The 13,088-nt window shown below is 44.8% G+C and carries 7 protein-coding genes and 1 tRNA gene; 4 read left to right on the top strand and 4 right to left on the bottom strand.

The annotated features are described in order from the left end of the window. The first annotated feature begins 63 nt into the window (after nucleotides 1–63). Nucleotides 64–909, top strand: a complete 846-nt coding sequence (locus tag H6F63_RS14145; protein WP_190422561.1) for an acyl-CoA desaturase — start codon at nucleotides 64–66, stop codon at nucleotides 907–909. A gap of 39 nt (nucleotides 910–948) precedes the next feature. Here the strand turns inward: H6F63_RS14145 and H6F63_RS14140 are convergent, their stop codons facing one another. From H6F63_RS14140 to H6F63_RS14130, 3 genes are all read right to left on the bottom strand, one after another. Further along, complete coding sequence (locus H6F63_RS14140; protein WP_190638252.1) at nucleotides 949–2,205, bottom strand: glutamate-5-semialdehyde dehydrogenase; 1,257 nt, start codon at nucleotides 2,203–2,205, stop codon at nucleotides 949–951. Between the two features lie 4 nt (nucleotides 2,206–2,209). Continuing rightward, nucleotides 2,210–2,626 (bottom strand): hypothetical protein, encoded by a 417-nt coding sequence (locus H6F63_RS14135; RefSeq protein WP_190422557.1) that lies wholly within the window; start codon nucleotides 2,624–2,626, stop codon nucleotides 2,210–2,212. Between the two features lie 259 nt (nucleotides 2,627–2,885). Further along, nucleotides 2,886–2,957 (bottom strand) — tRNA-Gly (locus H6F63_RS14130). Nucleotides 2,958–3,378: 421 nt separating this feature from the next. On the opposite strand from H6F63_RS14130, the gene H6F63_RS14125 reads away from it, so the two are divergent. From H6F63_RS14125 to H6F63_RS30060, 3 genes are all read left to right on the top strand, one after another. Then, nucleotides 3,379–8,760, top strand: coding sequence for a PAS domain S-box protein (locus H6F63_RS14125; RefSeq protein ID WP_190638250.1), 5,382 nt, complete (start codon nucleotides 3,379–3,381; stop codon nucleotides 8,758–8,760). After that, nucleotides 8,757–10,736, top strand: coding sequence for an adenylate/guanylate cyclase domain-containing protein (locus tag H6F63_RS29630; RefSeq protein WP_190638248.1), 1,980 nt, complete (start codon nucleotides 8,757–8,759; stop codon nucleotides 10,734–10,736). Before H6F63_RS14125 ends, H6F63_RS29630 begins: the two co-directional genes overlap by 4 nt. Before the next feature lie 77 nt (nucleotides 10,737–10,813). Further along, nucleotides 10,814–12,454, top strand: a complete 1,641-nt coding sequence (locus H6F63_RS30060; RefSeq protein WP_242019778.1) for a diguanylate cyclase — start codon at nucleotides 10,814–10,816, stop codon at nucleotides 12,452–12,454. 19 nt (nucleotides 12,455–12,473) lie between these two features. Here the strand turns inward: H6F63_RS30060 and ribH are convergent, their stop codons facing one another. Continuing rightward, nucleotides 12,474–13,070 carry a 6,7-dimethyl-8-ribityllumazine synthase gene (ribH, locus tag H6F63_RS14110; RefSeq protein WP_190638287.1) on the bottom strand — a complete coding sequence of 199 codons (597 nt, stop codon included), beginning with the start codon at nucleotides 13,068–13,070 and terminating at the stop codon, nucleotides 12,474–12,476. Between the last annotated feature and the right edge of the window lie 18 nt (nucleotides 13,071–13,088).

The raw sequence follows: 13,088 nt of genomic DNA, 5'->3' as shown, positions 1-13,088 counted from the left end.
TCAAACCAAAATCCCAAATCTGGATAGCAGATGGGGCTGTAAAATTCGTTTTAAGGTTAGTGCATGACTGTTGCGACAACTAATGACCAAGAACAGGTAAGGGAAGCCTTACCCCTACGCCCTAAGTGGACTGTCATCATCTTTATGGCAGTGATTCACATAGCAGCGCTTTTTGCTTTACTGCCGAGTAATTTTAGCTGGGCAGCAGTAGGTGTGGCTGTCTTTCTTCACTGGGTGACTGGTGGCCTAGGAATTACCCTCGGATTCCATCGTCTTGTGACTCACCGCAGTTTTCAAGTCCCTAAGTGGCTGGAATATTTTCTTATTTTCTGCGGTTCCCTAACCTGCCAAGGAGGGGTGATTGATTGGGTGGGCTTGCACCGGATGCACCATCTGCACTCGGATCAGGAACAAGATCCCCATGATTCCAATTTGGGCTTTTGGTGGAGTCACATGGCTTGCTGGTTGTATCACGTCCCAGCGGATAAGGAAATCCCTCGCTTTACCAAAGATATTGCTGATGACCCGGTTTATCAGTTTTTACAAAAGTATTTTTTCCCAATCCAAATCGCTTTGGGGGTTGTTCTCTACTTACTGGGTGGCTGGCCGTTTGTGGTTTGGGGCATTTTTGTCCGCCTAGTGGCAGTGTTTCACTGCACTTGGTTTGTCAACAGTGCAACGCATAAGTTTGGTTATCGCACTTACGATTCTAGCGATCGCTCTACTAATTGTTGGTGGGTGGCGTTACTCACCTACGGCGAAGGCTGGCACAACAACCACCACGCTTATCAATATTCTGCTCGTCACGGGATGAAATGGTGGGAAATTGACTTAACTTGGATGACGATTCAATTCCTGCAATCTTTAGGTCTTGCCTCTAAGGTAAAACTCGTCGGCAAAGAACAATAATGGCTAATGGCTAATGGTTGAATAATTAGCCATTAGCCATTAACTATGTCCCTGCACAACGTGTTTAACCGTTGTAAATGTCTCCAAGCTAATTGGCCCTCGGCGGTGTCCTTTTTGGTTAGACATTCCCAGAAACAGGGAGTCTCCCCGTTTTGGGTTGCGAGAAAATCTTGGCGAAGAGTTCAGGTAAACAGAGGCACTATTTATCCCCAAGGCAAATTGGCGGCTTTCCTGGTAAGATTCGGAAACCAAGCAGTCAGCGTGACCACTGCTGTATTGATTAATCCAAATGATGGCGCTCTCAATACTATCCACTACTTTGAACGCCACCGTCTTGTTGAGATAAGCTTCACTCCATTCTGATTCTAGAGCTAGTTTCAGATCGGGAAACTTTGCTACTATTTCCTCATCTCCCCTGAGTTGAAACCCTTTTTCCTTCAAGCTGTTCCAAAGCGTTGTCAGAGATGAGGGCTTGCAATGGGTATGAATCAGCACTTTCTCAATCGCATTCACCGGGTCAGGTTCACTCTGATGGCTGTCTATGATTACGTTTCGGATCGTGTCTAAGCTGCCACTAGGCGACCAATATAAGTAGCAGTTGCCCATAGCAGATTTTAAGACTGGTGCAGTTGACATTTGCACCACTTTCTGCACTAAACTGGGGCGACCGTAGGGAATGACTAAATTCAAATATCGGTCTTGAGTCACTAAATCTCGGATGGAAGCACCTTGATCTGAAGGTAGTAACTCCAGACATCCCGGTGGCAAACCAGCTTGTTCTAAGCTAGTCTGTAAAACTTCGACAATGACTGCGTTTGAGTGACTGGCTTCGCTACCGCCTCTAAGAATCAAGCTGTTGCCAGTTTTCAGACACATCCCGGCTGCGATCGCACCCAGCGCCGGAAACGCTTCGTAAATTAAAGCTATCACCCCCAAGGGCATCAGCTGAGAGTAAGTCTGGGAGTGTTCCAGCTGATAAGTCGCATTCATCACCCGCCGGATCGGGTCGGACAACTCGCCTAACTGTTGCAAAATTTGGATAGTGCTAGTAAGCCGTTCCGGTGTCAGCTTCAGCCAATCTAAAATCATTTCTGGTACTGCCATTTCCCGACTAGCTTCCAGATCCAGCGTGTTCGCTTCCAGAATATCGTCTAGGGATTTGGAGAGCGCCTTCGCCATTGCTCCCACAGCACGACTGCGGTCTACCCCCCTGGTGGTTGCTAATTCCAGGGAAGCTTCATAAGCGCGGCGAACGGCAGTAATCGGATCAGGTGCCAATCTAAAAATGTTAGTCATTGCGCTAACGACGGTGAGTCAGCCAGATCATCAGCGCCGGCAGCAGTAGCGCCAGCACGCTCACCATTGCAAATAGAACAATTATGATACTTTGTGGCGCTTGTGGTGAAATCTGAGCTAAGAAAAGCCCGGCGATCAGCACCACCACAATGATGCCTAAAGACATCGGTATGTAGCTGTCCCCCAGGCTGGGATGGGCGGTACTCCAGCGATGACCGCTCCACCGCCAACTTCGCTTGTAAGGATAGCTTGTGGAAAGTTGCTCAATTACATACCCATTTTCTTCTACTACGAAGATTTGCTGACAGCGATCGCAGCCAAATGCTTCTGTTAGTGTAATGGGTACCAGCCGCCCCCGCCTTCGGCACGGACACGGATAATCGATATTTAAGTCTATTTTCTGATCTTTCTGAGATGGCACAAGCGCTAATTAAACAAAAATTTTTAACACTTACCTAAAGTATGTTTGTGCAGCAGGTTCATCCAAGCGGTTGATTCCGTAGACACCTAACAACTGCCTTTGGAGGAAGGTTCTACTAAATTCGCTTTAAGTCACATACTACTTAGGCGAATTTTAACACTGAGAACCTTGGTATAAACAGGTCACGGCTCGTAAATACTAAGATTTGCAGCTCTACTTTTAACCTGTCACAGCTTCCGCTATTATTTTAACTATAAAAAGCGGGTAACGCGATTCGAACGCGCGACATTCACCTTGGCAAGGTGACGCTCTACCACTGAGCTATACCCGCAAAAATTTGCTCTTTATTTAGGTTCGCAAAATTCTCGGAATTTGTCAACTGTTTTTTACCTTTTGGGCGAAGAATTTTACAGTGTTTTTTGTTTTGGGTAGCCCTACTGGAAACCTCTTTGATAAAAATGTTAACTTGAATAAGATATTATCCCACCAAAGGTAGTTGACATTCAATACTCTCTAGGGTAGGATTTGCAATTCCAATAGTAAGGTCTATTACCTCAACCAGACAGCTAGCTTGGCTGTCTGTGGATGCGATCGCACTGGGCAAATTTATCCCAGAAAAACAGCGACCGATAAGGCGATCTAGCCTGCAATAGGTTTGCTCTCCGAGATTACAGAACCCAGATGTGAAGTTAAATTAGAACTTCCTTCATTTTCAGGGGCATGAGCTACCAACTGAAAAAATAAAAGGCACTATGTTACTCAAACGGCTAAATTGGTCTGTCACCAAGGTCGTAGGAAAACTCCCCCTGCAAACGGTTCTGATTGTTCCCTTCATTGTCCAAATCTCCGCCACAGTGGGATTGGTCGCTTATTTCTCATTTAAAAATGGGCAACAGGCGGTGAATGATCTTGCCAATCAGTTGATGAACCAGGTGAGCGATCGCACTGGGCAACACCTTGAATCTTATACTGAGCTTCCCCAAAAAGTTGCACAAGTCGTTGCCGATGACTTGGAATTAGGAAAAATCAACCTAGACTCCCAGAACTTGCAAGGTTTGGACGCTTATTTTCTCAAACGAATTAAGACATTTAATTCCGTTAGTTTTATTTATACAGGTAACGAACAAGGCAAGTTTATCGGTGCAGGCCCAGTTAGGCGAGATGGCACGCTTTCCTACATTATCGAAGTAACCGACAGTACAACCAACGGTAGTTATGTTTCTTACGGCACAGACAACCAAGGAAACCGCACCAAACAATTAAATGTTGTTCCCAACTACGATCCGCGCCGTCGCCCTTGGTATAAAGCAGCTGTCCAAAAAGGTAAAGCAACGTGGAGCGAAATTTATGCCTTTATTGGGGAGGCAAACAAAGGACTGACCATTACGGCAGCAATGCCATTTTCTAACCAATCTGGTAAGTTAAGCGGGGTGACTGCTGTTGATTTGTACTTAAACGATATTAATATGTTTTTGCAGCGTTTAAGTATTAGTCGCTCCGGCAAGATATTCATTTTAGAACCAAATGGATTATTAGTAGCTAGTTCAAGTAATCAGGCAAACTACACCGTAGTTAATGGGCAAGTACAACGAATTCCAGTATCGGCGAGCAAAGATCCGCTGATGCGGGCAACCGTTCGCTATTTAACAAAACAATTGGGTAGTTTCGACCAGATTAAAAATACTCAACAGCTGCAAATCAAAGAAAACAACCAACGCCAATTTGTGCGTGTAACCCCCTGGAAAGATGATTTTGGCTTAAATTGGTTCATAGTAGCCGTTGTTCCAGAAGCGGATTTTATGGGGCAAATAAACACCAATAACCACAAAACTATTCTGTTTTGTATTTTGGCTTTAATTGGCTCTATAGTCATAAGCATGAAAACTGCCTCTTGGGTGACTAAACCGATTCTTAGGCTGAATAATGCCGCCAAGAAAGTTGCGAAAGGAGAGTGGGATAAAACGGTTGAAATTGACCGTTCTGATGAAGTTGGCGAACTTGCCAAGTCTTTCAATCAAATGGCGAAAGAACTGCAAGTATCTTTTACAGAGATGAAAAGCTTAAATGAGGCACTGGAGAAGAGCGAGCAGCGAATAAATCAACTGTTGGAGGCGTTACCTGTTGGAGTTGCTGTGATCAATCGGGATGGCATTTCCTATACAAATCAGATGGGAAAGCAGCTATTGGGTACAGATATAATTTTCGACACGAGACAGGAAAATCGCTCTGCTATCTATCAAGTTTATCTTGCGGGAACTGACCAACTTTATCCGGGCGAGCGCCTCCCCTGCGTCCGATCGCTTCAGGGAGAAGCGGTCATGGTGGATGATATGGAAATTCGTCGAGATGGAATGGCGATCGCTTTGGAGATGCGAACAGTTCCGGTATTTGATAGTCAGGGGAATGTTGCCTACGCCATTACCGCTTTTCACGATATTAGTGATCGCAAACAAGCCCAAAAAGCACTGCAAGAAAGCGAACAACGCTATGCTGCTTTAGCAAAAGCAGCCCCTGTCGGAATTTTTCGCCACGATGCCCAAGGCAATTGCCTGTATGGGAATGAGCGCAGTTTTGAAATGATCGGAGTTTCTCAAGAAGAAGCTTTTGGGGCGGGTTGGGCGAAGAATCTACACCCCGGCGATCGCGATCGCGTCATCGCTACTTGGTATAACTTGGTACAGCGAGATATCCCCTTTAAATGCGAGTACCGCTTTGCGCGACCGGATGGCAGCGTTCTCTGGGTATTTGGGCAAGCGATCGCCCAAAAAGATGCTGATGGCAATGTCATTAGTTACATAGGAACTATCACCGATATTACGGAGCGCAAACAGGTAGAAGCTGCCCTGCAAGAAAGCGAAGCCAAGTTCCGTCGCCTTGCAGAGAATTTACCTGGTGTTATTTATCGCTACGTGCTGCATCCTGACAAAACACACGAATTTACCTATGCCAGCCCAGGCACTGAGGAACTCTACGAACAAAAACCAGAGGCTCTGGTGCAGGATGCCCGACTTGTGTTTGATATCGTCCATCCTGATGATATCGCGCCTCTATTAGAAAGCATTACGGTGTCAGCGCAGACCCTACAGCCTTGGTTAATGGAGTATCGCATTATTACTCCCTCCGGTCGCCTCAAGTTGGTACAAGGCTCCTCCCGCCCCGAACGGCAGCCCAATGGCGATATCGTCTGGGATGGTTTGCTCATTGATATCACCTCTCGCAAACAGGCAGAACAACTCTTAGCCGATTACAACCTAACTCTAGAACTCCAGGTTGCTGAACGCACGGCTCAACTAGCCCAAGCCAATGCACAATTACAGCAAGAAATTGCCGAACGCAAGCAGATAGAATTGTCATTACAAAACAGTAAACAAAAACTATCGGCAATTATAGAAAATGTTGGTGCATCTATTTACATCAAAGATTTAAACAGCAACTACATCTACGCCAATCGTTTATGCGTAGAGTTATTTGGCATTCCCGAAGCAGAAATTATCGGGACAAATGATTTCCAATTCTACTCAAAAGAGATGGCCCAATCAATCAGACAGAATGATAGGCAGGTTATTGAAAGTGGTGTTGTACTTCGTTTTGATGAAGTCGGTGTTGTTAACAACAAAGAGCGTCACTTTTTGGCTGTAAAAGTTCCCCTTAAACATCACGACGGCAGTATTTATGCCATCTGCGGGATTTCCACAGATATTACCGAAATAAAACAAACGGAAGCGGCATTGCGGCAATCAGAAGCCCGTTATCGCGCTATCCTCGAACAGCAGACGGAACTGATTGTCCGGTTATTGCCAGACGGCACGGTAAGCTTTGTCAATGAAGCCTTCTGTCGGTTTTTTGGGATAACACGGGAAGAACTCATTAACAATCACTACGAACCTGTTGTGTTTGAACAAGACCGCGAATATGTGGCTCAAATGATGAATTGCGTCAGTAAGGAAAATCCCGTCGTCACCAATGAAAATCGGGTGATTGCTCGCGGGGAGGTGCGTTGGACGCAGTGGATCAACCGGGCAATATTTGATGACTTTGGTCACATTGTTGAATACCAAGCAGTAGGACGGGATATTAACGATCGCAAACAAGTAGAAGAAGCACTGAGCGAAAGCGAAAAAAGATTTCGTGCTATCTTCGATCAAGCTTTTCAGTTTGTGGGGCTGCTTCAACCGGATGGAATTCTTTTGGAAGCCAACCAAACAGCCTTGGATTTTGCGGGCGCTATCCGATCGGATGTTGTCGGTAAGCCGTTCTGGGAAGCAAGATGGTGGACAATTTCCCCGGAAACGCAAGCACAATTAAAAGTAGCGATCGCCCAAGCTGCAAAAGGTGAGTTTATTCGTTATGAAGTTGACGTTTTGGGCCGAGAGGATCGGGTTCTTGCTATCGATTTTTCACTCCGTCCCATACTCGACGAAGCCGGAGAGGTGACACTACTCATCTCAGAAGGCCGAGACATTAGCGATCGCAAACGAGTACAACAAGAACTTCAACTAGCTCATGATGCTGCCGAAGCCGCCAACCGCGCTAAAAGCAGCTTCCTAGCCAACATGAGCCACGAATTGCGAACCCCCCTCAACGCCATTCTCGGCTTCTCCCAACTGCTAAATCGCTCCACAAATCTCTCTACCGAACAACAAGAAAATCTCGGCATCATTCATCGTAGCGGCGAACATCTACTCACCCTGATCAACCAAGTGCTTGATCTCTCCAAGATTGAAGCCGGACGCATGGCGCTTAATGAAAGTAACTTCGACCTCTACCGCTTACTAGCTGATGTCGAAAATATGTTTTCTCTAAAAGCCAAAGATAAAGGCTTACAGTTAATATTTGAACTTGCCTCTGATGTCCCCCAACATATTCGTACTGATGAAGTAAAATTGCGGCAAGTGCTGATTAACCTGCTCAGTAATGCTGTTAAATTCACCGCCCACGGAAGTGTGTCACTCAGAGTAAACTTGGAGGCTGAGAATAGTTCTGATTTCTCAATTTTGAATTCTCAAAACTCTTCTTCCCAAGCCCTAATCACCTTTGAAATTTCAGACACAGGAGTTGGTATTGCTGCCGATGAATTCCACAATCTATTTCAACCCTTCGTGCAAACCGTATCCGGTCAACAAGTTCAGGAAGGGACAGGCTTAGGATTAAGTATCAGCTACCAATTCATTCGCTTAATGGGAGGTGAAATGACCGTCATCAGTCGCGGCAAAGCCTTTACTCCCAGTTTGGCTGACTGGGAACTCAATATTTCAATTTCTAATAAAAATTCCGCCTTATCTCCCGCTTCCACAATCCAGCAATTTCCGCATAAATCGAAAGAAAACAAAACTACTAGACCTATACAAGGTACAACGTTTAAATTTGACATTTCAGCGGGCATTGTTGCCCCAAGCGAGGTTGAAAACCAGCACCAAAGCCGCCGCGTCATTGCCGTAGCCCCCAACCAACCTTGCTATAGAATACTCGTTGTAGATGACAATGATTATAATCGTCAATTGTTGATTAAACTCCTCAATTTCCTGAGCTTTGAACTGCAAACAGCAAACAATGGTTCCGAAGCATTAGAAATTTGGGAAAGGTGGCAACCTCACTTAATTTTGATGGATATGCGAATGCCAGTGATGGATGGTTATGAAGCGACTCGACGCATTCAAGCTAGGCAAAAAAGACTGGGGACAAGGGAAGGAAGATTTCCCAATTCCCAATTCCCGTCCAATCACCGTACAGTTATTATTGCCCTAACTGCTAGTGCCTTGGAATTTGAGGAAGCGGCTGTTTTAGAAGCGGGATGCGATGATTTTATCCGCAAACCTTTCCAAGAAGAAGAGATATTTGAGTCTCTACACAAACATTTAGGCGTATCCTTTATTTATGAGGAATCAACTGCTGTACCCAATGCAATTTCAGCCAAGCCGTTAGCGTTGAGTGCCGCCGATATCGCCGTTTTGTCTAAAGATTTATTGGCGAGGTTGCGTCAGGCGATCGTTGAGGGAGACTTGGAACAAATTACGGCACTCTTGGAACAAGTGCATCTACAAAATGAAGTTTTGGCAAATGCTCTACTTTCTTTAGCAAACCAATATCAATTTGATCAATTATTAACTTTACTTCAACCTGGGGGTAAAACATGAAATCAACAGAGGCTATTACATCTAAAGGTAATCTTTTAGTAGTAGATGATAACCAAGTCAATTTAAAACTGTTAACTCAAATTTTATCTAAAAATGGCTATAAAGTGAGAGTTGCCCTTAGTGGAAAGTTTGCCCTAAACTCTTGTCAGAGCAATCCTCCCGATCTAATTTTGCTCGACATCAATATGCCAGAAATGAATGGTTATGAAGTTTGCCAACATCTGAAAGCTTCAAAGCAAACTCGTGATATTCCAGTAATTTTTATCAGTGCTTTAGATGAAGCTATAAATAAGGTTAATGCCTTTACAGTTGGCGGAGTGGACTATATTACAAAACCTTTTGAGCCTTTAGAAGTTTTAGCTCGAATCGAGAATCAACTACGTCTGCGCGAACTCCAGTTACAAATGATAGAGCAGAATACACTACTGCAACAGCACCTAGACGCACGCCGACAAGCAGAAGTTGAAACTCGTCTTTTACTTGCAACAACCCAAGCCATTAGTCGCCATGATGACGTTCGCTCAGCTTTGCAAGCTGTCTTGCGTTTAGTGTGTATGACAATCCAATGGGATTATGGAGAAGCTTGGATTCCCGATGATAGCAAAGTTTTAGAATGCAGCCAAGCTTGGTATGGTAGCGAGGTTAGTTTATTTGAGTTTAAAAATCACAGCTTAACAGTGGCTTCTGCTCCCAATGTTGGGTTTCAAGGTAGAATTTGGGCATCAAAACAAGCAGAGTGGATAGAAGATGTTTTTATAGAAAAAGACCTATTTATTCGGTATCCTCAAATTGTTAAATTTGGCTTAAAATCCAGTTTCGGGGTTCCTATTATACTAGATAATGAAGTATTAGCGATTTTAATTTTTTTTAACAAAAATTTTGCGACCATCAATTCCCGGATTATAAATTTAGTAGCCGCAGTCGCGACACAGTTGGCTTCTTTAATTCAACGCAAGCAAACTAAAGAGATACTGCGAATTACGCAAGAACGCTATCACAGTATTGTTGAAAATGCGGTAGAGGGTATCTACCAAACTACACCTTGCGGACGTTACCTGAGTGCCAATCTAGCACTAGCAAAAATTTATGGCTACGACTCTCCGCCAGATTTAATGACAAGTCTCAAAAATGTCGAACAGCAGCTTTATGTAGACCCTAATCGGCGGCGCGATTTTAGTGAAGCAATGGAAGCAAACCATGCTGTACTCGGATTTGAATCTCAAGTTAATCGCAAAGACGGCAAGATTATTTGGATTTCTGAAAATGCTCGTGCAGTGCGTGACTCTAAGGGAAAGCTACTCTACTACGAAGGAACAGTTTCAGACATTACCGCCCGAAAAATAGCCCAACAACAAACCGAAAAACTCTTATTAAATATCTTGCCAAAGCCTATCGCTGAACGGTTACAAAAAAAACACCAGGTAATTGCTGATAGCTTTTCGGATGTTAGTGTCATGTTTGCCGATTTAGCAGGTTTTACTGATTTTGCTTCTCACCAAAGTCCCACCGAATTAGTAGAAATTCTTAATCATATTTTTAGTGATTTCGACTTATTATCTAAACAACACGGATTGGAAAAAATTAAAACAATTGGGGACGCTTACATGGTAGTTGGAGGGCTACCGATACCCCGATTAGATCATGTTGAAGCAACCGCGCAAATGGCACTAGATATGCAAGCTGCTCTTGCTAGATTCAACGCCCAAGCCAACGATGATTTTCGTCTGCGTATTGGTATTAATATCCGCCCGGTGGTAGCTGGGGTTATTGGTTTGAGTAAATTCAGCTACGATCTCTGGGGTGATACAGTTAATGTTGCTTCTCGTATGGAGTCAAACGGTATTCCCGGTGAAACTCAGGTAACAGCAGCAGTTTATGAGCGGTTAAAGGAAAAATTTATTTTTAAAGAACGAGGTACTGTACTAATTAAAGGTAAAGGGGAAATGAAAACTTATTTTCTTTTGGGTCGAAAGTAACTTTAGAATAATAATTAATCTAAGATATAGAATTCTTAGGTTGGGCTGAGCCATAGGGAAACCCAACCATTTATTAGATGATGTTGGGTTTCGTTCCTCAAACGCCACGCCCCTCAACGTGGGGAACGCAGCAGCGGGAGTGGCTCCCCAACCTATTTATTACTACCTATTACCATAAAAAACTTATGAATCAGGGGCAGCATTTTAAATCTAAAGCCAACATATTAGTCGTAGACGATACCCCTGAAAATATTACTTTATTAACTCAAATTTTGTCGAGTCACGGGTACAAAGTGCGAGTTTCTCCTAATGGCAAACTGGCTCTTGAATCTGTGCGTTCAAGTCCTCCTGAGTTGATTTTGCTTGATATTAAGATGCCGGACATGGATGGATATGAAGTTTGCCAGCGCCTAAAAGCTTCCAAGCAAACTTGTGATATCCCGACGATCTTTATTAGTGCTTTGGATGCAAATTTTGATAAAGTGACTGCATTTATGTTGGGTGGGGTGGATTACATCACAAAACCTTTTGAATATGTCGAGGTTTTGGCACGGATTGAAAATCAATTGCGTTTGCGGCGGTTTCAGTTACAGTTGCAAGCCCAAAATGCCCAATTGCAACTTTTGTTGACTACGACTCAAGCAATTAGTGAAGCTGCTGATGTGGAAGAGGCATTAGAAGCGATTTTGGCAAACGTTTGTCAAACTATTGGTTGGGATTTTGGGGAAGCTTGGATTCCGAATGAGGAGGGAACTGTAATCGAATACAGTCGCGCTTGGTATGCCAGCGATGTCCTATTGAATGAATTTCGACAGCAAAGCGAAACGTTTGGCTTTGCTCTGGGCGAGGGGCTTGTCGGACGGGTTTGGCTTTCTCAACAACTGGAATGGATAGCAGATGTTTCGCGGGAGAACAATCGGGTTTTTCATCGTAGTCGAATTGCTGCGGAAGCGGGACTCAAAGGTGCGCTGGGAATTCCGATTGCGATCGCAAAGCGGTGCGGATGCACTATCAAGTATCAAGTTCTGGCAGTATTGGTGTTTTTCCAAAGGCATGAAATGGCACCGGATGAGCGATCGCTTTCTCTGGTGAATGCGGTCGCAGCCCAATTTGGTTCGATGATTCAGCACAAAAAAGCAGAAGCGGCTCTCAGACAGGCAAACTTGAAATTAGAACGCCTTGCCAGTATAGATGGCTTAACCCAGCTTGCCAATCGTCGTCGTTTTGATGACTATCTCTCCCACGAATGGAAGCGGGCGACACGGGAACAACAGCCTTTATCCTTAATTTTGTTTGATGTAGACTATTTCAAACGATACAACGATTGCTATGGGCATCAGTCCGGCGATGATTGCTTGCAACAGTTGGCTAAAGCTGCAAGCCGTGCAGTTAAGCGTCCAGCAGACTTGGTGGCTCGCTATGGTGGCGAAGAGTTTGCGGCAATCTTGCCTAATACCTCTGCTCAGGGAGCAACCGCAGTGGCGCAGGCAATTCGCCTGGAGGTGCAACAACTTAAACTACCCCACGCTCAATCAAAGGTGAGGGACTACGTTACCCTAAGTTTGGGTGTTTCTAGCGCCATCCCTACTGAGGATTGTTTGCCGGAAACCTTAATTGCTATGGCGGATGAGGCACTTTATGAGGCAAAAAACCAGGGACGCGATCGCATTATTTTGAAAACGGATTGTTCGCGAACATCATTGACGAACAATCCTTAAGTCTTCTTGGTAGCGATCGCTATATGGACGAAGATTTGTGTTCAACAGTTGACTCAGCGATCGCGCGGTTCGACGATGGCAGCGCCTGAGTTGTCACTACATGAGCAGCATTGTCACCGTAGGCACCTGCCCCCACATTGCCTTTGATATGCTGCATTAGACTCGCCATTTCTATAGCATTCATGGCATAATTCCAGCCATTATTATTTTTGATACCCGCCCGTTCCAAGGCTTGCTGCATAGTATCCACTGTCAGGATGCCAAAAATTATCGGCACCCCAGTTTGAAACCCAGCGGCGGCGATTCCCTTAGAGACTTCCGAGGCAACATAATCAAAGTGGGGAGTTTGACCCCGGATGACTGCGCCCAGGCAAATTATGGCATCGTATCGGCGCGAGAGCGCCAACTGGTTAGCCACCAGAGGCACCTCGAAACTACCAGGCACCCAAACATAGTCAACTTGAGTGCCTTCAGGATTGACATCAATGCCGTGGCGCTTCAGACAATCTTGGCAACCCTCTAGCAGTTTGGTTGTCACCATGTCGTTAAAGCGACCAATGACGAGTGCAAACCGCAGGGATTGAGTCTGAGTAAACGTTCCCTCGAAAACTGCCATGTTTTTAGATATCAGCTT

Origin of the sequence: Trichocoleus sp. FACHB-40 (genome assembly GCF_014695915.1) — a bacterium.
Taxonomy (GTDB): Bacteria; Cyanobacteriota; Cyanobacteriia; order Cyanobacteriales; family FACHB-T130; genus Funiculus; species Funiculus sociatus.
The sequence above is the reverse complement of the archived record's forward strand: the minus strand, read 5'-3'. Positions and strand labels throughout refer to the sequence as shown.